Here is a 20178-nt window from a genome sequence, read left to right on the forward strand (position 1 = left end):
TGGCCATCGGGCCACTGGTCGCTGAATCCGCCATCACCGAACCTTGTCGGCGTGAGACTGCATTGGGCCTGGGTTGTCGCGGGCGTGTCGTTCATCGCCCTGGTCGGTGCCGCGTCGTTCCGCGCGGCGCCGGGAGCGTTGATCGAGCCGTTGCGGGCGGAGTTCGGCTGGTCGACCGGCACGATCTCGCTCGCCATCTCGATCAACCTGTTGCTGTTCGGGCTGACCGCGCCGTTCGCGGCCGCGCTGATGGACAGGTTCGGCGTGCGGGTCGTGGTGACCTGCGCGTTGACGCTGGTCGCGATCGGCAGCGGGCTGACGGTGTTCATGACCGCGTCGTGGCAGCTCGTTCTGCTGTGGGGCGTCGTGGTCGGGCTCGGCACCGGCTCGATGGCACTGGCGTTCGTCGCGACGATCACCGGCCGCTGGTTCGTGCGGCACCGCGGCCTGGTCACGGGCGTGCTGACGGCGGGTGGCGCGGCCGGCCAGCTGGTGTTCCTGCCGACCGTGGCCTGGCTGTCGGAGTCCTACGGCTGGCGGTACGCGTCGCTGGTGATCTGCATCGCCGCGCTCGCCGTCGTGCCGCTGGCCGCGTTCTTCCTGCGCGAGTACCCGCGTGACGTGGGACTCCTGCCGCTGGGCGCGACCGAGGACACTCCCCCGCCACCGTCCGGCGGCGCGGCCAAGCGCGCCCTGACCGCGTTGGCCACCGCCGCGAAGACCCGGCCGTTCTGGCTGCTGGCCGGTGGGTTCGCGATCTGCGGAGCGTCCACGAACGGTCTGGTGGGCACGCACTTCATCCCCGCCGCGCACGACCACGGCATGCCGACGACGACCGCAGCCGGACTGCTGGCGCTGGTGGGCGTGTTCGACATCGTGGGCACGATCGCGTCCGGCTGGCTGACCGACCGCGTCGACTCGCGGCTGCTGCTGGCGGGCTACTACGCGTTGCGCGGCCTCTCGCTGATGCTGCTGCCCCAGCTGTTCGGCGACTCGGCGCACCCGTCGATGCTGGTGTTCATCATCTTCTACGGCCTGGACTGGGTCGCGACGGTGCCGCCGACCGTGGCGTTGTGCCGTCAGTACTTCGGCATGTCCGGGCCCGTCGTGTTCGGCTGGGTGTTCGCGTCGCACCAGCTCGGCGCGGCCGTCGCGGCCTCGGCGGCCGGGCTCACCCGCGACCACCTGGGCAGCTACGACCTGGCCTGGTACGTCGCTGGCGCCCTCTGCATCGGCGCGGCCGTGCTGTCAGCGTCGCTTGCGCGAAGTCCCGAACAGGCCTCGCGTGATCTCGCGCGCCAGGGCACTGCCGGCTGACCGCAGGAACGACTTCACGGCGCTGTTGCCCAGCACCTTCTCGACCATCCCCGGTTCCTCCTTCTCCTGACGAGGAGGAGCCGGGGCCTGCTGCTGTTCTTCCTGCGGTGGCGCGACTTTCTGCATCAGCTGCTCGTACGCCGACTCGCGGTCGATGGTCTCCGAGTACTTGCCGTGCAGATCGCTGGAGGACGCCGCCTGCCTGATCGCGTCGTTGCCGATGGTGTCCATCAACGAGCGGGGCGCCCGCAGCCGAGTCCACGCGACCGGTGTCGGCGCGCCCTTCTCGCTGAGCACGGTGATGATCGCCTCGCCGATGCCGAGCGACGTGAGCGCCTTCTCCAGGTCGTAGTGCGGCGTCGTCGGGTACGTCTTCACCGTGCGCGCCAACGCCTTCTGGTCGTCCGGCGTGAACGCGCGCAGTGCGTGCTGGACGCGTGCGCCGAGCTGCGACAGCACGTCGTTCGGGATGTCGGTCGGCAGCTGCGTGCAGAAGAAGACGCCGATCCCCTTGGACCGGATGAGCTTCACGGTCTGGGTGATCTGGTCGAGGAACGCCTTGGAGGCGTTGGAGAACAGCAGATGCGCCTCGTCGAAGAAGAAGACGAGCTTGGGCTTCTCGACGTCACCTTCTTCCGGCAACGTCTCGAACAGCTCTGCCAGCAACCACATCAGGAACGTGGAGAACAACGCCGGGTTGCCCTGCAGCTCGGCCAGTTCCAGCAGGCTCACGACACCCTTGCCGTCGCGCTGCCGCATCAGGTCGGCCGGGTCGAGCTCCGGTTCGCCGAAGAACCTGTCGCCGCCCTGCGCCTCCAGGTTGACCAGGGCGCGCAGGATCACGCCCGCCGTGGAACTCGAGACACCGCCGATGCCCTTGAGGTCGGCCTTGCCCTCGTCGCTGGTGAGGTGCTGGATGACGCTGCGCAGGTCCTTGGTGTCGAGCAACGGCAGGCCGCGGCTGTCGGCCCAGTGGAAGATCAGGCCGAGCGTCGACTCCTGCGTGTCGTTCAGGCCCAGCACCTTCGACAGCAGGATCGGCCCGAAGCTCGTGATCGTCGCCCGCAGCGGCACCCCGAGACCGCCGGTGCCGATCGACAGGAACTGCGTCGGGTACGACTGCGGCTGCCAGTCGTCGCCGGTGTCCTTGGCACGGGCCGTGGTCCGGTCGCTGACGCCACCCTGCTGCGACAGACCGGACAAGTCGCCCTTCACGTCCGCCATCAGCACGGGAACGCCGTTGTTGGACAGCTGTTCGGCGAGCAGCTGGAGGGTCTTCGTCTTGCCCGTTCCCGTTGCGCCGGCGACGAGTCCGTGGCGGTTGACCATGGCCAACGGGATGCGGACGTGAGCGGTCGGCTCCACGGTGCCGTCGACCAGCACGGCGCCGAGTTCGATGGCCGCGCTCTCGGACGCGTACCCGGCAGCGATCTCAGCTTGAGCCGTCATGCACGAGGAGCGTAATCAGGTTGCTGCACGCCGCCACTCGAAGTTGAGCCCTCGCGCAGTAATGTTTCCGGCGTGATGGATCGTCTGGTGTGGATCGACTGCGAGATGACCGGACTCGACTTGGGCAAGGACGCTCTGATCGAGATCGCGGCACTGGTCACGGACGCCGAGCTCAACGTGCTCGGCGACGGCGTGGACATTGTGATCCACGCGGATGACGACGTGCTCGCCTCGATGCCGGACGTCGTCATGGAGATGCATGCCAAGTCGGGCCTGACCGAGGAGGTGCGCGCGTCCGCCGTCTCCATGGAGGAGGCAGAGGCCGCCGTGCTGGCCTACATCAAGGAGTGGGTGCCGGATCCCCGGACCGCTCCCCTGGCCGGCAACTCCATCGCCACCGACCGCGGGTTCATCGCCCGCGACATGCCGGCGTTGGACGCGCACCTGCACTACCGCATGGTCGACGTGTCGTCGATCAAGGAGCTGTGCCGGCGCTGGTACCCGCGCATCTACTACGCGCAGCCGGGCAAGGGCCTCGCGCACCGGGCGCTCGCGGACATCGTCGAGTCCATCCGGGAGCTCGCGTACTACCGGCGGACGGCGTTCGTGCCGCAGCCCGGTCCGTCGTCCGAGCAGGCCCAGGCCGTGGCCGCTGACCTGCTGAAGAACGCCGAATGACCCCCTGATTTCAATATCGGTAGCTCTCGTTGCTATGCTTTCCTCGCCGGTCAACGACTGGCAATGGTGGGTGTAGCTCAGCCGGTAGAGCACTGGGTTGTGATCCCAGGTGTCGCGGGTTCAAGTCCCGTCACTCACCCTTTGTCGAAAGGCCTCCGCACTCGCGGGGGCCTTTCTTCACGTTCAGGGAGTCTTCATGACCACGCTCGTCGCCAAGGATCTCGCCGCGGGTCACGGTGACCGCGTCCTGTTCTCCGGTCTGGACCTGGTGGTCGCTCCCGGCGACGTCATCGGGCTCGTCGGCGTGAACGGCGCGGGCAAGTCGACGCTGCTGAAGACTCTGGCCGGGTTGATCCCCGCCGAGTCCGGCCGCGTGACGCTCAGCCCGCCAGGGGCGAACGTCGGACACCTGTCGCAGGAACCCGAACGCCGCGAAGGCGAGACCGTGCGGGACTTCCTGGCCCGGCGGACGGGTGTCGCAGACGCTCAGGCGGCGCTGGACGTGGCCACCGAGGCGTTGACCGCGGGCAACGACGAGGGCTACTCGGACGCGCTGGACCAGTGGCTCGCGCTGGGCGGCGCCGATCTGGAGGAACGGTCGCTGGAGGTCATCTCGGACCTGGGACTGACCGTGGGCCTCGACGCGCTGATGACCTCGCTGTCCGGCGGCCAGGCCGCACGAGCCGGCATGGCGTCGTTGCTGCTGAGCCGCTACGACATCTTCCTGCTGGACGAGCCGACCAACGACCTGGACCTCGACGGCCTGGAGCGGCTGGAGAAGTTCGTCACGGGCCTGCGCGCCGGAACCGTGGTGGTCTCGCACGACCGCGAGTTCCTGGCCCGCACGGTCACCAGCGTGCTGGAGCTCGACCTGCACCAGAACTCCGTGCGCCTGTACGGCGGCGGCTACGAGTCATACCTCGAAGAACGCGCACGAGCCCGTCAGCACGCTCGTGACGACTACGAGGAGTTCGCGGACACCAAGGCCTCGCTGGAAGCCCGCGGGCGCATGCAGCGCGCGTGGATGGACAAGGGCGTCAAGAACGCCCGGCGCAAGGCCACGGACAACGACAAGAACGCCCGCAAGTTCCGTGCCGACGCCACCGAGAAGCAGGCGTCGAAGGCCCGTCAGACCGACCGCATGATCGAACGCCTGGACGTCGTCGAGGAGCCCCGCAAGGAGTGGGAGCTGCGGATGGAGATCGCCGCGGCCCCGCGTTCCGGCGCGATCGTGGCGTCCCTGCGGGCAGCGGTGGTCGAACGGGGTGGCTTCCGGCTCGGCCCGGTGGACCTGCAGATCGACTGGGCGGACCGGGTCGCGATCACCGGCGCGAACGGCGCGGGCAAGTCGACGCTGCTGGGCGCGCTGCTCGGCCGGGTCGAGCTGACCTCTGGCTACGCGACGCTGGGCTCCGGCGTCGTCGTGGGCGAGGTGGACCAGGCGCGGGGGCTGTTCCTGGGCGACCTGCCGCTGGTGGACGCGTTCGAGGAGGCGGTGCCGGAGATGAACCCGGCCGACGTGCGCACGTTGCTGGCGAAGTTCGGGCTGAAGGCCGTGCACGTGAAGCGTCCGGCGGCGTCGCTGTCACCGGGTGAGCGGACGCGGGCGGCGCTGGCGTTGCTGCAGGGCCGCGGGGTGAACCTGCTGGTGCTGGACGAGCCGACGAACCACCTCGACCTGGCCGCGATCGAGCAGCTGGAGTCGGCGCTGGAGAACTACCCCGGCACGTTGCTGCTGGTGACGCACGACCGGCGGATGCTGGAAGCGGTGCAGGTGAACCGTCACCTGGCCGTGTCGGGTGGCCAGGTGACGGTCTCCTAGTGGTGTGGCCCGGAAGGTTGCCGGGGGAATTCGCGGTCAGACGGCCGTGAGGCGCCCTGCTGAGCGTGAATTACCTCGCCAACGTTCCGGGTCGCGCCACTAGAGCTCTAGCGGTTGCCCTGGACCCACTGGTTCCACGGCACCTGCCAGTCGCCGAAGCCGTCCCACGACTCCAGGGGCGGGCCGCCGGAGTTGGTGACGATGACGACGTCGCCCTGCTTGCTGTTGTCGATGACCCACTTGGCGTTCTCCGGCGACAGGTTGAGGCAGCCGTGACTCACGTTCCGGTTGCCCTGGTCGCCGATGGACCACGGCGCGCTGTGGAAGAAGATGCCGCTGTTGGACATGCGGTAGGCCCAGTCGACCGGCGTCTTGTAGCCGCCGTTCTCCAGCGCGAGGCCGTACGTGGTCGAGTCCATGATCATGTGGTCGTGCTTCTCCATCAGCACGTACGTGCCGTGGGGGGTGGTGTTGGCCGCGTTGCCCATCGAGGTCGGCATGGTGCGCACGACGTTGCCGTTGACCTTGACGTTGACCTGGTGCGACTGACCGTCGGCCTCGTAGATGACCTCGTCGCCCACGGTCGTGGTGATCGTGCGGTCTTCCTGGCCGTAGATGCCGTCACCGATGTGCTTGCCGTAGACCTTGATGTTCATCGTGATCTTGGTGCCCGACTTCCAGAACTTCTCCGGACGCCAGTGCACCTCCTTCTTGTTGAACCAGTAGAAGGCGCCCTCGACCTTGGGCTCGGTGGTGATCTCCAGCATCTTCTCGGCCGCGACCTTGTCGGCCACCGGCTCGTCGAAGTAGAAGGCCAGCGGCTGGCCGACGCCGATCGTGGTGCCGTCCTGCGGGTTCGTCGACACGTACGTGAGCGTGCGCGGCTTCACCGTGGTGAAGGACGACTCCTTGGTCTGCGGCTTGCCGTCCTCGCCGGTCGCCGTGGCGGACAGCTTGTACGTCTTGGAGTACCCGAGCGGCTCGGTGTTCGTCCACTGCGTCGACTCGGGGTTCATCTTGCCCTCGACGACCTTGCCGTCGGGGTTCGTCAGCTTGACGTCGGTCAGCTTCCCGTCCGCAGCGGTCGCGATGACCGGCAGACCGGGCGACACGTCCGCCGCGCCGTCGTTCAGCGCCAGTGTCAGCGTGACGGGCTTCGGCGGAGGAGGAGCAGCACTCGACTCCCCGCCGGCGCCGCCCGTCCCGCTGTCGCCGCCTCCTGAACAGCCTGCGATCAGCATCACAGCGACGCCCGCTGCGACGACCCCACGACCGCGCCTGCCCCACATCCCCATCGACGTACTTCCGATCTGCTTGTCGCCACTCCCGAGACTGCCTGCACGAAGTCGTTTTGGCGTCCCCCGACTAGGTGACGACAGGGGGTGGGTCGAAGTTGCGCAAGTGGCCGGATCGTTACGTGGACGATGCACCCCCAAACCCGTGCTGACCAGCCGATTGGGAGCGCGTGGAGGCGCTGTGCTAACGTTCTTCCCGTCGGAACGAGCAAGCCTCCGGCACACAAACAAGCGCCGCTAGCTCAGTTGGTTAGAGCAGCTGACTCTTAATCAGCGGGTCCGGGGTTCGAGTCCCTGGCGGCGTACTTCAGAGAAGCAGGTAGAGATTCGTCTCTACCTGCTTTTTTGCGTTTCCGGACTCAATCGTCATTCACCCGTTGTCGATCATGGTTTGCGGCCCGGCACGAGGTGACCTTCTCTTTCCCGCAAAGCATGTACAACGAGCCCGCGAACCGCCTCCCTCTCATGAGGACATTCTTCCAGGCGACGACGGAAACGACTCCTGCGCCCGAAGACGCGCGGTGCGTCCACAATGGACTCCGATGGACCGAACACCGCCACCATGCCGACAGGACATCCCTGGCAATCGTCCTAGAAGTTGCATATTGATTTTGCTATAGCATCTCCAGTAGCGTGACGGCGCGTTACCGGTCGGTAACCCATGGGGAAGAATCCAGAACCACGGCGCGACCACCTGTGCTGAGCACGGCGCTGAGGGCCCGGCATCGCCAGGCGGCTCAACGTTCCTCGCACCGGTCGCACCTTCGAAGATGGAGCGGTTTCTTGAACACATCCGACGCACGCCCGTCCGGCTTGGCACGACTTCCGGCTCGCCGCGCGATGGCGGCAATGCTCGTCACGACACTCGCCGCCGGCACTCTCGGCGCCACGCCCGTCGCGAACGCCGGGACCTCACCCGGCGCGGTCGCCCCGTGTCCCGCGCCCCTGGCGGAGAAGGCCACCTGCTACACCGGTCAGGACGCCAACGGCGCCTACTTCACCATGGCCGTCCCGAAGCGGTGGAACAAGTCTCTCGTCGTGCACTCCCACGGTGGTCCCGACTTCGCCTACGACCAGTCCAGCACGGACGAAGAGCTGGAACGCTGGGCGGTGATGGTCCACCAGGGCTACGCCTGGGCCGCGTCGTCGTATCGGCGTGGCGGGTACGGCGTCCGCATGGCCGCAGCCGACACCGACAACGTCCGGCGGTTGTTCATCGATCGTTTCGGCAAGCCCGCGCGCACCTACCTGCACGGTCAGTCCTTCGGCGGGAACGTCGCGGCCAAGGTCGCGGAGACCTACGGCAAGCAGCCCGGCCTCTACGACGGCGTGCTGCTGACCAACGGTCTTGTGGGTGGCGGCTCACGCGGCTACGACCACCGGGTCGACCTGCGGGTGGTCTACCAGTACTACTGCGCCAACCTGCCGCGTCCCACCGAGCCGCGATACCCGCTGTGGCAAGGACTTCCCGCCGACTCGACGCTGGCACCCGAGGACGTCCTGGCCCGGCTGCGGGAGTGCACCGGCATCGGCTCCGACGCCGCTCAGCGGACTGCGGCGCAGCAGCGCAACCTCGGCGAGATCCTCGCCGTCACCCGCATGTCCGAGGAAGTGCTGCCCACCAACCTGCTCTACGCGACGTTCCTGTTCCAGGACATCGTCTTCAAGCGGGTCGACGGCGGGAACCCGTTCGGCAACGAGGGTGTCCGGTACACCGGTTCGAGCGACGACAAGGCGCTCAACGCCGGAGTGGAACGGTTCTCGGCCGACCGCACCGCACAGCGTGACCTGTCCTACGACGCCGACCTGACCGGCAAGATCTCCCTCCCCGTCCTCACCTTGCACGCGATCCACGACCCGCAGGTCTACGTGGAGCACGAGTCCGCCTACCGGGAGACGGTCCAGGCCGCCGGACGCGCCGGCAACCTCGTGCAGACGTTCACGGACGAAGCCGACCACAGCGAGCTGAGCGACGCCGAGTACGCCAACTCGATCGCCGCGCTCGACGCCTGGGTCCGCACCGGCCGCAAGCCCACCGCCCGGTCGATCGCCGACTCGTGCGGCACGTTCGACAAGACCTACGGCAGCGGGTGCTTCTACCAGCCGGAATTCACTCCCGCGTCGTACGCGTCACGGGTCCCGCCGCGGCCGGGCGGCCAGAAGTGGCCGGCGCTGACGGAGGCACAGGAATGCGCGTGGAGCCGGATTCCCGGCATCGGAATCGCTCCCTGACGAGACCTTCCGAGGTCGGCAACGCAACGAGGCCCGTCCCCGCACGATCCACCGCGGGGCGGGCCTCCTCCGCGCGCTACCGGATATCAGACTGGTTCGTCCACTTCGGACCTGGCGGCCGGCGGCGACGGCCGTCGCAACAGACTTCTGCAAACGGTGCCATTTTCCTAATTCACATATCTGACTTTTCACACCCTTGAACATTATCGCGAATTGGCCGCGAATCATTGACGACGTCTCAGGAACTATTCACAATTCGACTCCACGATGTGAGCCGCCCCACATACGTGGTCGAACTGTTCCTTGGAGGCATGCGTGTCCCGAAGTCATGGCCTACGACGAGCCGCCACGCTCGGAATTGTGGGCACTCTCGCCGCGGCGGGCATCGCCGTGCTGGTCAACGCCGCGGGCGCGGCTCCCGGTGCGGGCGCGCTCACCGGGCTGGACACCTCGGCGGGCAATCGGCGGGCGGCGGTCAGCGGGCTGTACGACTGGAGCAAGGCCGGTTATCGGGGCGGCCAGAACCTCCCCGGCGCGAGTGAGATCAACTCCAGTGCGGCGTGCCAGATCACCGCGGCGGAATTGGCGAGCCAGTTCGGCGTGAACCCGAATGACGGCCAGGACGATTCCGCCGGTCTGCAATCGGCCATCGATTCGATCAAGACGACCTGTTCGCCGTCCGCGGGCTACTCGAAGCTGAGCCTGATCACGTTGCCCGCCGGTGAGCTGGCCGTGTCGCGCGAACTGCACGTGGACGCGGACTACCTGATCCTGCGCGGCGCGGGCAAGGACGCCACGAAGATCACCTACCGGCCGGACGCGAACACCCTCTACGACGCCCTCACCCCGGACGGCTCCGACTGGGACGAGGACGGCATGACCTCCGGCGCGGGCAAGGGTGGCTGGCTGTGGCCCGGCCGCGGCCTGTTCCGGGTCCAGTCGCGCGGGGTCGACCCGAGCTACGCGAGCGACTACGCCGCGGCTCCCGCCAACCGCAAGGACATCTTCGAGGGCACGGTCAACGTGCACTGGAAGGTCGGCGCGAAGGTGGCCACGGCCGCCAAGACCGGTGACCGCACGATCACCGTGCAGTCGGCGAGCAGGATCAAGGCCGGCATGTTCGTGAACGTGCGTGCCGCGAACTCGGTCAAGTTCTACGAGCAGCAGCAGGCCACCGGCACCGAGTTCCCGATGCTGAACATGCACATGCGGCAGCAGATCTTCACCGTCACCTCGGTCTCCGGCAACACCGTGACGCTGGACAAGCCGCTCGAGTACGACGTCCCGGTCAACTCCACTTCGGACGGTTCGGCGCCGATCGACGGCACGCCGTACGACTCGAAGGTGTCCCCGCTGGTCGACCCGGTCGAGGGCGTCGGCTTCGAGGACTTCGGCTTCACCCAGGCGATGCCCGGTCTCGACCAGGCCGACGCGATCAACAACTACGGCAACATGGCGCCCGCGGCCGAGATGCACGGCATCGTGTTCAAGTGGGCGGCCAACTCCTGGGTGCGCGGCATCAGGGCGGAGATGACGGGCTCGCACCCGATCGTCACCGAGGAGGCCAAGAACCTCCAGATCGTGAACAACGAGCTCGACGGCTCGTGGAACAAGGGCAAGGGCGGCAACGGCTACTTCCGCGGCTCGCGCGTGTGGGACTCGCTGTACACCGGCAACACCTCCCGCAACCTGCGCCACTTCACGTTCCAGTGGTCCGCGTCGGGCAACGTCGTGATCGGCAACGACTTCGACTCCGACCTGAACCTGCACGGCGGCTGGGAGCGCAACAACCTGTTCGAGCTGAACACGGTCCGGGTGCCCTACGCGCACCGCTCGGCCAACTGCCGCGCCAACTGCGGTGAGGAGGGCGGCGGCGGTCCCGACAACTCCAACTGGTTCCCGATCTGGTGGGGCGCCGGCAAGAAGGCCGTGAAGTGGTCCGGCGCGTCCGGTCCCCGCAACGTCTTCCACAACAACACGATGACCAAGCAGACCGCGACCGGCGGGCCGTTCAACGACTACTACGCCGACCGCGCGCGGATCTACCAGTTCGGCTGGAACGGCACGGCCTACCAGCACCTGGACATCGGCGGCACGCCCATCACCGACTGGGCGACCAACGAGCAGCGCGACTTCACCGGTGGCCACGGCGTGGACGCCACGAAGACCGACTCGGCGGCGTCGCTGTTCCTCAGCTCGGTCAACGGCGCCCCGCCGACCAGCACCACCACGTCCACGACCACTACGACGACGTCGACAACCACCACCACGACGACCACGCCGCCTGCGGGTGCGTGCGTCACCGCCAAGATCACCCAGACCTCGGTGTGGAACGGCGGCTACGGCGCCGACGTGACGATCACCAACGGCTGCGCCACCGCGACGACGGCGTGGACGGTCGAGTTCGACCTGCCGTCGGGCACCACGGTCAGCAGTTCCTGGAGTTCCGTGCGGACGTCCACGGGCCAGCACCACAAGTTCACCAACGCGAGCTTCAACGGTGCCGTCAAGCCCGGCGCCAGCACGAAGTTCGGCTTCAACGCCTCGGGTGCCGGGCTCCCCACCGGCTGCACCGTCAACGGCAAGTCCTGCGGAGGCAACCGATGAGCACACGAACACTCGCGCTCGCCGCGGTGACAGCGACGGTCGCGGCACTGCTGAGCGGCGGGTCCGCGCAGGCCGCGGCACCAGTGCTGAAGGCGGCGGTCACCCAGACGTCCGTGTGGAACGGCGGCTACGGCGCGGACGTGACGATCACGAACTCCGGTGACGCCGCGAGCACGTCGTGGACGATCGAGTTCGACCTGCCGTCCGGCACCACGATCACCAGTTCCTGGAGCTCCGTCCGCACGTCCACGGGCCAGCACCACAAGTTCACCAACGCGAGCTTCAACGGCGCCGTGAAACCCGGCGCCAGCACCAAGTTCGGCTTCAACGCGTCCGGCGGCAGTCTTCCCACGAACTGCACGATCAACGGCGTGGCCTGCGGCGGCGGCTCTCCGCCCACCGACACGCAGGCACCCACCGTGCCCGCGGGTCTGCGGTCCACGGGCGTGACGTCCGGTTCGGTGTCACTGGCCTGGACGGCGTCCACGGACAACGTCGGCGTCACCGGCTACGAGGTGTTGCTCGGCAACGCGGTCAACGCGACCGTCACCGGCACATCGGCCACGGTCACCGGCCTGTCCCCCGCCACCGCGTACTCGTTCTCGGTGCGCGCCAAGGACGCGGCGGGCAACACCTCGGCGGCGAGCGCGGCGGTCAGCGCCACGACCAGTCCGGGCACCGGCGGCGGCAGCACGGTCAACGTCTCCACCGCGGCGCAGCTCCAGGCGGCACTGGCCGCGGCCGTCCCAGGCCAGACGATCAAGCTCGCGGCGGGCACCTACCGCGGTTCGTTCGTCGTGAACGGCCGCGCGGGCACCGCGTCCCAGCCCATCACCCTGAGCGGCCCGCGCGACGCCGTGCTCATCAACGACGGCCCGACCGGCGAGGCCCCGTCCTGTCCCGCGCCCACCGCGGGCTGGGACTCCGGCTACGGCCTGTGGGTCTTCGGCTCCCCGTACTGGAACCTCACCGGGTTCACCGTGCAGGAGTCGAAGAAGGGCATCGTCCTCGACAACTCGCACCACACCACGATCGACTCGGTCTCGGTGCACCACGTCGACGAGGAGGCCGTCCACTTCCGCCGTTCCTCGGCCGACGGCATCCTCCGCAACTCCACGATCACCGACACCGGCCTGGTCCAGCCCGGCTTCGGCGAGGGCGTGTACCTCGGTTCCGCCAACTCCAACTGGGCCTGCCACGGCAACAACGGCGGCATCGACCGCAGTGACCGCGTCCAGGTGCTGAACAACAGGATCGGCCCGAACATCGCGGCCGAGCCGATCGACGTCAAGGAAGGCACCTACGAGGGGATCATCCGCGGCAACACCTTCGACGGGCAGGGCATCAGCGGCCAGAACTCGGCCGACTCCTGGATCGACGTCAAGGGCATCGGGTACCTCATCGAGGACAACACCGGCACGTTCCGCAGCCCCGGCACCTTCGCCAACGGCTACGAGACGCACAACACCAGCACCACGCCCAGCCTGCCCAACGGCTGCGGCAACGTCTGGCGCAACAACCGTTCCGACCTCGGCGGCGTCGGTCAGTACGCCATCAACATCACCTCGGTGTCGAAGTGCTCGGCGATGCCCAACGTCGTCTACGCCTCCAACACCGTGACAGGGGCGGTGAAGGGCCTGACCAACGCACCGGTCACCCCGTAACACCGTCCTGCGGTGGCCCGGCGGTCCCGACAACCGCCGGGCCACTTTCGCTACTCTCGGAAGCCGGGGGGACGCATGAGCGGAACGGATCTGTACGACGAGATCGGCACCGGGTACTCGTGGGGACGGCGCACCGATCCGCGCTGGATGGCCGAGATCCTCGCCGCGCTCGGCACCGCTGGTTCCATCGCCGACGTCGGCGCGGGCACCGGCTCCTACGAGCCGCACGACCGGACGGTGCTCGCACTCGAACCGTCCGTCGAGATGATCCGGCAACGACCACCCGGCGCGAGTCCCGCCGTGCGCGCCGTCGCCGAAGCGCTGCCGATCCGCGACCACGCCGTCGACGCCGCGCTGGCCGTGCTCACGGTCCACCACTGGACCGACTGGCGCGCCGGTCTCGCCGAACTCCGCCGCACAGCGCCACTTCAGGTCGTCCTCGCCTACGACACGCTGCGGCACAGCGACTTCTGGTTCGTCCGCGAGTACGTGCCGGAGATCGCCGACCTGGAACGCACCCGGCCGTCAGCGGACGCCATCGCGCAGGAACTCGGTGCTCACAGCGTCACCGTTCTGCCGCTGCCGTGGGACTTCACCGACGGCGTGTTCCCGGCCTACTGGCGACGGCCGGCCGCCTACCTCGATCCCCGCGTCCGCCGCGCCTGTTCCGCCCTCGCCCAAACGGATCCCGGCGCCGTCGACCGGGGTGTCCGGCGGCTGCGCGCCGACCTGGACAGCGGTCGCTGGCACGAGCGGCACCAGGACCTGCTCGACCTCGACGAGTGGGACGCGGGCTTCCGCCTCATCGTGTCGCACAGCTGATGAGGACTCACCACTTCGGCGAGCGCCCCAAGGCGGCGAGGATTCGGTTCAGCGGATCGTCGTCCGTGGCCAGCGCGGGCCCGAAAGGCGCGCCGGGCTTCAGCCTGCCCTCACCGTCCGGCACCGCCAGCGCGATCCGCAACGCGGGCTCGGCCAGTTCCGGGGCCAGGCGGTAGTCGCGCCCGAGCGAGCGCGCGACGTCCCAGCCGTGCACCACGTAGTCGATCAGGTGGAAGCCGATCGCCTGCGTCGCCGGGAACCGCGCCCCGAACTCCGGCAGGTCGAACTCCCGTTGCGGCACTTCGGGTTCCGCGAAGGCAGCGAGCACGTCCTCCGCGGCTTCGCTGTAGTCGGCGACGGGCCGCGAACTGGTGAGAACCTCCCAGGCCGCGAGATCCGAGCCCGTGCCCCTGGCCGCGGCAGCGAACCCGTGGTGCTGGGCGGTCATGTGGGCGAGGAGTTCGGCGAGTGTCCACTCCGAACAGGGCGTCGGCTTTCCCAGGTCGTCGGCGGACACCTCAGCCACGATCTCGACGCTGGTCCGCACCGCCGTGCGGTGGAGGACCAGCAGGTCATTAATAAGCATGTGCCTACGATAGTCACATGCTTACTATCGGCGCAAGGTCGCTATCATCCTGTTCGTGGATGGCCGGCGACGTGACCTCGCGGCGATGATCGCGCCGTTGCAACGAGCGCTGGTCGCCGCCGAGCAACCGGTGCTGCGCGCGCACGGCCTGAGCATGTGGGGCTACGTCGTGCTCGACACGGTCGAAGGCCAGCCGGTGCGCACCCAGGCCGCGCTCGCGGAGTTCATCGGAGCGGACAAGAGCCGGATCATCGGCGTGCTCGACGAACTGGAGAACGACGGCCTGCTGGAGCGCACCCGCGACCCGGCGGACCGGCGCGCGCGGCTCGTCACGATCACCGAGGAGGGCCGTCGCCGGCACGGCGCGATACAGGCCGAGATCCAGCGCGGTGAGGAACGGCTGCTCGCCCAACTGCCCGCCGCGGACCGGGAGGCGTTGCTGCGTTCGCTGGCCGTGCTCGTCGACGCACTGCCGAAGCTCGGCCAGGACTGAGGGAAGCCCGCACCCGTGCGGCGTGAGGAGCGCGCAACTCCGCGCACCTCCTCCATCGCTCTGTGTGTCGCAGGTGTTTCACATAGCGCACAAATAGGTTGTGACCTGCGCTAACTACCGCCAGGATGGGCGCGTCACACAACGACTGATTGTCATGGGGGCAGTCGAATAATGCGATTCAAGCGTGTAATGGCAGCTGTGCTCGGCATCGCGGCGATGGTCACCGTCGTCACGGCCGCTCCGAGCGTGGCGCAGGGGGACAAGAACGACTCGATCTCGGCCAAGGGCCTTCCGCGTGACCGTGGCGCGACCACGCTCACGACCAACGGGCAGTCCTTCCTCGAGATCAACGCCGCCAACGAGCTCGTCCACTGGTCGCGCTCCGGCGAGAGCTACGCCAAGCAGGTTCGCGGCTGGGGCTGGAGTGGCACGCGTGCCATCACGACCCTCGACGAGCAGAACTTCCTCGAGGTCAAGAACGACGGCCGCCTGTCCAAGTGGTCGTGGAACGGCACCTGGTACACCGAGGCCGTCATCGGCTGGGGCTGGAACAACGCTCGCCTGATCACGGGCACCAGCCTGGGTCAGTTCATCGAGGTCAACAACCAGGGCGAGCTCGCCTACTGGACGATCGACGGCTCGAACGGCCTGAGCAAGATCGTTCGGGGCTGGGGCTGGGGCGCGACGCGCAGCATCACCGGTCTCGACCCGTACCTCTTCCTGGAGATCAAGGGTGACGCGTTCAACAGCGTCTCCTACTGGGTCAACGGTTCTACCGGCCTGCAGGAGTTCCCGTCCTACGGCAGCGACTTCCGCTGGGTCCGCCTGATCGCGGGCGGCGACTCAGACCACTTCACCACCATCGCGACGGACGGCACCCTCGTGGAGTTCGCCTGGATCTCGGACGGTGACAACAGCCGCTACCAGGGCACCGCCCGCGGCTGGGGCTGGGGCGGCACGCGCCTGATCGGCTGATCCACCTGCTGTGAGGAAGGGCCTCGACCGGTTCGCCGGTCGGGGCCCTTTTGCATTGTCCGCCCGCGGTGGTCAGGATCTGGTGATGACCGACCTGCACGAGCTGTACCGCGATCTGCACAGCCACCCCGAACTGTCGCTGCACGAGTTCCGCACGGCGGGCGTGCTCGCCGATGCCTTGCGGCCGATGGGTTTCGACGTCACCACCGAGATCGGTGGCACCGGTGTGGTGGGCGTGCTGCGCAACGGCGACGGCCCGATCGTGATGCTCAGGGCGGACATCGACGCGTTGCCCGTCGAGGAGACGACCGGTCTGCCGTACGCGTCAACGATTCGCGCGACGAACGCAGATGGCGAGGACGTGCCGGTGGCGCACGCGTGCGGGCACGACATGCACGCCACGTGCCTGATCGGGGCGGCCGAGCGGCTGGCGCAGACCCGTGCGGAGTGGACGGGGACTCTGCTCGTGGTGTTCCAGCCCGCCGAGGAACTGGGCACTGGCGCGCGGGACATGGTCGCCGATGGGCTGTTCGAACGGTTCGGCAAGCCGGAAGTCGTGCTGGCGCAACACGTCAGCCCCCTGCCCGCCGGGATGATCGCGTACGGCAGCGGGCCGTTGATGGCGGCGTCCGACTCGGTGCGGGTCACGTTGTTCGGCCGGGGCGGCCACGGTTCGGCGCCGGAGACCACGGTCGATCCGGTGCTGATGGCCGCGCATGTCGTGGTGCGGTTGCAAGGCATCGTCGCGCGTGAGATCGCGCCATCAGAACGTGCCGTCGTCACGGTTGGACGGTTGCAGGCCGGCACCAAGGAGAACGTCATCCCGGAGACGGCCGAGATCGGCGTCAACATCCGGACGTTCAACGAGCACGTCCGCGGCATCGTCCGCGCCGCCGTCGAACGGATCGCCCGTGCCGAGGCCGCCGCGTCCGGAGCACCGCGCGAGCCCGAGTTCGACTGGTACGACGGCACTCCCGTGCTCGTGTCCGATCCGGACGCGACCACGACGACGATGGCCGCGTTCGCCGAGCACTTCGGCAAGCAGAACCTGATCCCCGGTGCGGTGGTCAACGCCAGCGAGGACGTCGGCGTCTTCGGGACGGCCGCAGGGGTGCCGACGGTGTTCTGGTTCCTCGGCGGCACGGATTTCAGCACCCGTGAACCCGGTCAGCCCGTCGCGATGAACCACTCCCCCGAGTACGCGCCCGACATCGAGCCGACGCTGACCACCGGGGTCGACGCGCTGGTCGTCGCCGCGCGGACGTGGCTCGGGTAGTCAGCGGGCCGCGATGCCGTCGTACATCACGCGCCGCAGCGCTTCGCTTTGCGCCGCTTGCGCTTCCGGCGTGCGCAGCGACGAGATCGCGGTGCCGAGGATCATGCCGTTGATGGCCCTGGCGGTGTTCTCGACGTCGAGGTCGGCGCGCAGGTAGCCCAGTTCGACGCCGTGCGAGAGGTACGCGGACGTGAGCGCGGCGGCCAGGTCGAACAGGTCGAGGATCCGTTCGGCCATGGCCCGGTCGATGCCGGGCGCCTCGAACAGCAGCAGGCGCGGCACGCGGGGGTCCTCGCCGAAGATGCGGCCCAGCGACTCGCCGATGCGCGCGGACTGCTCGCGGTACTCGGCGAGCGTCGACACCGCGTCCGGCGCGTTCTCGGCCGTCAGGGCGCCGGTGATGCGTCCGACGAGGTCGTCGACGACGTGGTCGACGATGTCCCGCTTGTTCTGGAAGTAGCGGTAGAACGTGCCGTGCCCGATGCCCAGGCGCGTGGCCACGTCGGCGATTCCGGTGGCGTGGTAGCCGCGTTCGGCGAAGCAGTCGAAGGCCGCGTCGATGATCTCGCGGCGCAGCTCCTGCTTCTTGCGCTCGGCGCGGCTGACGGGCTCGGCACTGGACGTCATGCGCCCAAGTCTATGACCTGCGGAGTCTTGCGATCACCCCAGAACTGACATACGGTTCCGAAACTGACACGCGATTCCGTTCCAGCTGGAGGTCGGCATGGCCCCGCAGTACGACGCAGTCATCGTCGGCGCCGGGTTCGGCGGCATGGGCGCGGCGATCGAGCTCAAGCGGCTCGGGCTCCACGGCCTGCTGATCCTGGAGCGGGAGGACGACCTCGGCGGCACCTGGCACGTGAACCGGTATCCGGGGCTGGCCGTCGACATCCCGTCCTCGACCTACTCGTACTCGTTCGAGCCGAATCCGCACTGGTCACGGCTGTTCGCGCCGGGTGCCGAGCTCAAGCGGTACGCCGAGCACGTGGCCACGAAGTACGGGCTGCGGCCGTTGACGCGCTTCGGCGTGACGGTGACGGGCGCACGCTGGAGGGACGACCACTGGGAGGTCGTCGCCGGCGACGAGACCTTCACCGCGCGGTACCTCGTGACGGCCACGGGGTTCCTGTCGATGCCGAAGACGCCGGACATCGCGGGCGTCGAGTCGTTCCAGGGCAAGGTGATCCACACGGCCGCGTGGGAGCCCGCCGACCTGACCGGCAAGCGGGTGGCGGTGATCGGCACCGGGGCCACCGCTGTGCAACTGATCCCCGAACTCGCGAAGCAGGCGAGCGCGCTGACCGTCTTCCAGCGCACGCCGATCTGGGTCAGCCCGAAGCCCGACCACCCGATCCCGTCGCCGGTCAGGAAGTTGTTCGCACGGCTGCCGCTCGCGCAACGGGCCGTGCGATGGGTGGGCAGTTCGGTCCTCGAGCTGATGATGATCTCGGGAGTGGTGCGCTACAAGCAGTTGCGGGTCGTGAACCGGCTGGCGGAGCGGTGGTGCCGGGCTCATCTGCGGCGCCAGGTCCGTGATCCGGAACTGCGCCGCGCGCTCACACCGGACTACTCGTTCGGCTGCAAGCGGCCCACGTTCTCCAACGACTACTTCCGCACGTTCACGCGACCGCACGTGCGGCTGGAGACGTCGGCGATCGAACGGATCGACGCCACCGGTGTCGTGACGGCGCGGGGCCGCACCGAGATCGACGTTCTGGTGCTGGCGACGGGATTCAACCTGTGGGACACCAACTTCCCGGCGTTCCAGGTGATCGGACGCGACGAGAAGGACCTCGGTGTGTGGTGGCGGCAGAACCGGTTCCAGGCCTACGAGGGTGTGACGGTGCCGGGGTTCCCGAACTACCTGTCGCTCAACAGTCCCTACTCCTACAGCGGACTCTCGTACTTCACGACGATCGAGTGCCAGATGACGCACATGCGCAGGCTGTTCACGGCGATGCGCTCCCGCGGTTCGGAGGTCTTCGAGATCTCGCAAAAGGCCAACGACGAGTTCCTCGAACGCATGCGCGCCAAGGTCACGCAGAACTCGGTGTTCTCCCTCGGACAGTGCTCCACCGCGCACAGCTACTACTTCAACCAGCACGGTGAAGCCACGCTCCTACGGCCGACCTCCACGGTGAGCGCGCACCGTGCGGCGAGGAGTTTTCCGGTGTCGCACTACGACTTCTCGAACGTCCGCTTGACGACCTCCAGTCCGCGCGACATCGAGTCGGCCATGGGCGCGGCCAGCCGGTCGGGCAGCACGTCCCGGGTCCACACCAGCCGGCAACGCCCTTCGCCGTAGGGGAAAGCCTGCATGGACGCGTTGTCGTGGACCGGTTCCACGGAGCCGCCGACGATCGAGTAGGCGATCCGGCGCGCCTGGTCGTCGACGCCGATCCGCCGTTCCGTGACCACGGTGCCGTCGGCGAACGTGACGGTGCGGAAGTCGGCTTCGGACTGGGTGTCCACGACGAGCCCCGGCGCCATCCGGGACGGGCCGGTGGCGAACTCGCCGATCACCTTCCACACGTCGTCGGCACTGGACTCGACCACGACTTCCAGGACGATGGAGGCCACGTGATCACGCTGCCAGGCAGAGCAGATGGCCCTGCGGGTCGGCGAGCACGGTCCACTGGCCCTCGCCGGGCTGGAAATCCGGTTTGGTGGCACCGAGTTCGAGCAGTTGCTTGATCGTGAGCCCGACGTCCTCGACGTGGAAGTCCAGGTGCGCCTGCTTGTCCGAGCCCGGCCACGCCGGGGGCCGGTAGTCCGGCACGCGGACGAACGCGAGCTGGACGCCGTTCTCGCCCAGGTAGGCGGAATCGTCGTCGCTGGAGGTGATCGTCCACCCGGTGACGGCGCGGTAGAACTCGGCCAGCGGGCCGGGTTCGGCGCAGTCGAGGACGATGGTGGTGAGCTGGGCGGGCATGGTTCGTTCTCCTTCTGGGTCGACGGGCAC

Annotated in this window: 16 protein-coding genes, 2 tRNA genes and 1 pseudogene; 13 read left to right on the top strand and 6 right to left on the bottom strand. The window is 68.2% G+C overall.

Annotated features, from left to right (window positions below; genetic code table 11):
- The first annotated feature begins 51 nt into the window (after positions 1-51).
- On the top strand, positions 52-1317 hold the full coding sequence (locus ACIQF0_RS32895; protein ID WP_401036045.1) for an MFS transporter: 1266 nt from the start codon (positions 52-54) through the stop codon (positions 1315-1317).
- Here ACIQF0_RS32895 and ACIQF0_RS32900 read toward each other — a convergent pair.
- Positions 1249-2766, bottom strand: coding sequence for a helicase HerA-like domain-containing protein (locus ACIQF0_RS32900; protein WP_401036048.1), 1518 nt, complete (start codon positions 2764-2766; stop codon positions 1249-1251). The genes ACIQF0_RS32895 and ACIQF0_RS32900 overlap by 69 nt on opposite strands.
- Before the next feature lie 72 nt (positions 2767-2838).
- Between ACIQF0_RS32900 and orn the strand changes: the two genes are divergently transcribed.
- From orn to ACIQF0_RS32915, 3 genes are all read left to right on the top strand, one after another.
- Positions 2839-3444 (top strand): oligoribonuclease, encoded by a 606-nt coding sequence (orn, locus tag ACIQF0_RS32905; RefSeq protein ID WP_401036051.1) that lies wholly within the window; start codon positions 2839-2841, stop codon positions 3442-3444.
- Between the two features lie 66 nt (positions 3445-3510).
- A tRNA-His gene (locus tag ACIQF0_RS32910) sits at positions 3511-3583 on the top strand.
- Between the two features lie 57 nt (positions 3584-3640).
- The gene (locus ACIQF0_RS32915) at positions 3641-5266 is read left to right on the top strand and encodes an ABC-F family ATP-binding cassette domain-containing protein (protein WP_401036053.1); all 1626 of its coding nucleotides are present in this window, start codon (positions 3641-3643) and stop codon (positions 5264-5266) included.
- A 107-nt stretch (positions 5267-5373) separates the two neighbouring features.
- Here ACIQF0_RS32915 and ACIQF0_RS32920 read toward each other — a convergent pair whose 3' ends face one another.
- Positions 5374-6507, bottom strand: coding sequence for an Ig-like domain-containing protein (locus ACIQF0_RS32920; protein ID WP_401036056.1), 1134 nt, complete (start codon positions 6505-6507; stop codon positions 5374-5376).
- Positions 6508-6792: 285 nt separating this feature from the next.
- On the opposite strand from ACIQF0_RS32920, the gene ACIQF0_RS32925 reads away from it, so the two are divergent.
- From ACIQF0_RS32925 to ACIQF0_RS32945, 5 genes are all read left to right on the top strand, one after another.
- Positions 6793-6866 (top strand) — tRNA-Lys (locus ACIQF0_RS32925).
- Between the two features lie 478 nt (positions 6867-7344).
- On the top strand, positions 7345-8793 hold the full coding sequence (locus ACIQF0_RS32930) for a DUF6351 family protein (RefSeq protein ID WP_401036059.1): 1449 nt from the start codon (positions 7345-7347) through the stop codon (positions 8791-8793).
- Positions 8794-9153: 360 nt separating this feature from the next.
- Positions 9154-11400 (top strand): cellulose binding domain-containing protein, encoded by a 2247-nt coding sequence (locus tag ACIQF0_RS32935; RefSeq protein ID WP_401036062.1) that lies wholly within the window; start codon positions 9154-9156, stop codon positions 11398-11400.
- Entirely contained in the window at positions 11397-13064 is a 1668-nt protein-coding gene (locus ACIQF0_RS32940) for a cellulose binding domain-containing protein (RefSeq protein ID WP_401036065.1), read from the top strand. Before ACIQF0_RS32935 ends, ACIQF0_RS32940 begins: the two co-directional genes overlap by 4 nt.
- 75 nt (positions 13065-13139) lie before the next feature.
- Complete coding sequence (locus tag ACIQF0_RS32945) at positions 13140-13886, top strand: class I SAM-dependent methyltransferase (protein ID WP_401036068.1); 747 nt, start codon at positions 13140-13142, stop codon at positions 13884-13886.
- A 7-nt stretch (positions 13887-13893) separates the two neighbouring features.
- Here ACIQF0_RS32945 and ACIQF0_RS32950 read toward each other — a convergent pair whose 3' ends face one another.
- Positions 13894-14472, bottom strand: coding sequence for a TIGR03086 family metal-binding protein (locus tag ACIQF0_RS32950; RefSeq protein WP_401036071.1), 579 nt, complete (start codon positions 14470-14472; stop codon positions 13894-13896).
- 55 nt (positions 14473-14527) lie between these two features.
- Between ACIQF0_RS32950 and ACIQF0_RS32955 the strand changes: the two genes are divergently transcribed.
- The 3 genes from ACIQF0_RS32955 to ACIQF0_RS32965 all read left to right on the top strand — a co-directional run bounded on the left by ACIQF0_RS32955 (position 14528) and on the right by ACIQF0_RS32965 (position 17216).
- Positions 14528-14965 (top strand): MarR family winged helix-turn-helix transcriptional regulator, encoded by a 438-nt coding sequence (locus ACIQF0_RS32955; RefSeq protein ID WP_401036074.1) that lies wholly within the window; start codon positions 14528-14530, stop codon positions 14963-14965.
- A 189-nt stretch (positions 14966-15154) separates the two neighbouring features.
- Positions 15155-15940 carry a hypothetical protein gene (locus ACIQF0_RS32960; RefSeq protein WP_360048442.1) on the top strand — a complete coding sequence of 262 codons (786 nt, stop codon included), beginning with the start codon at positions 15155-15157 and terminating at the stop codon, positions 15938-15940.
- 85 nt (positions 15941-16025) lie between these two features.
- A complete protein-coding gene (locus tag ACIQF0_RS32965; protein WP_401036078.1) occupies positions 16026-17216 on the top strand; it encodes an amidohydrolase in 1191 nt (396 codons plus the stop codon).
- Here the strand turns inward: ACIQF0_RS32965 and ACIQF0_RS32970 are convergent, their stop codons facing one another.
- Complete coding sequence (locus ACIQF0_RS32970) at positions 17217-17843, bottom strand: TetR/AcrR family transcriptional regulator (RefSeq protein WP_360048445.1); 627 nt, start codon at positions 17841-17843, stop codon at positions 17217-17219.
- Between the two features lie 97 nt (positions 17844-17940).
- On the opposite strand from ACIQF0_RS32970, the gene ACIQF0_RS32975 reads away from it, so the two are divergent.
- Complete coding sequence (locus ACIQF0_RS32975) at positions 17941-19521, top strand: flavin-containing monooxygenase (RefSeq protein ID WP_401036080.1); 1581 nt, start codon at positions 17941-17943, stop codon at positions 19519-19521.
- Here ACIQF0_RS32975 and ACIQF0_RS32980 read toward each other — a convergent pair.
- Both ACIQF0_RS32980 and ACIQF0_RS32985 read right to left on the bottom strand, forming a co-directional pair.
- Positions 19485-19889 (bottom strand): annotated as a pseudogene (locus ACIQF0_RS32980) (SRPBCC family protein); the annotation flags it as partial. The gene ACIQF0_RS32975 and the pseudogene ACIQF0_RS32980 sit on opposite strands and share 37 nt — an antisense overlap.
- A complete protein-coding gene (locus ACIQF0_RS32985) occupies positions 19801-20148 on the bottom strand; it encodes a VOC family protein (RefSeq protein ID WP_401036082.1) in 348 nt (115 codons plus the stop codon). The pseudogene ACIQF0_RS32980 and the gene ACIQF0_RS32985, both read right to left, overlap by 89 nt.
- Positions 20149-20178: the final 30 nt, after the last annotated feature.

Origin of the sequence: Lentzea sp. NPDC092896, from assembly GCF_044754905.1 — a bacterium.
Classification (GTDB): domain Bacteria; phylum Actinomycetota; class Actinomycetes; order Mycobacteriales; family Pseudonocardiaceae; genus Lentzea.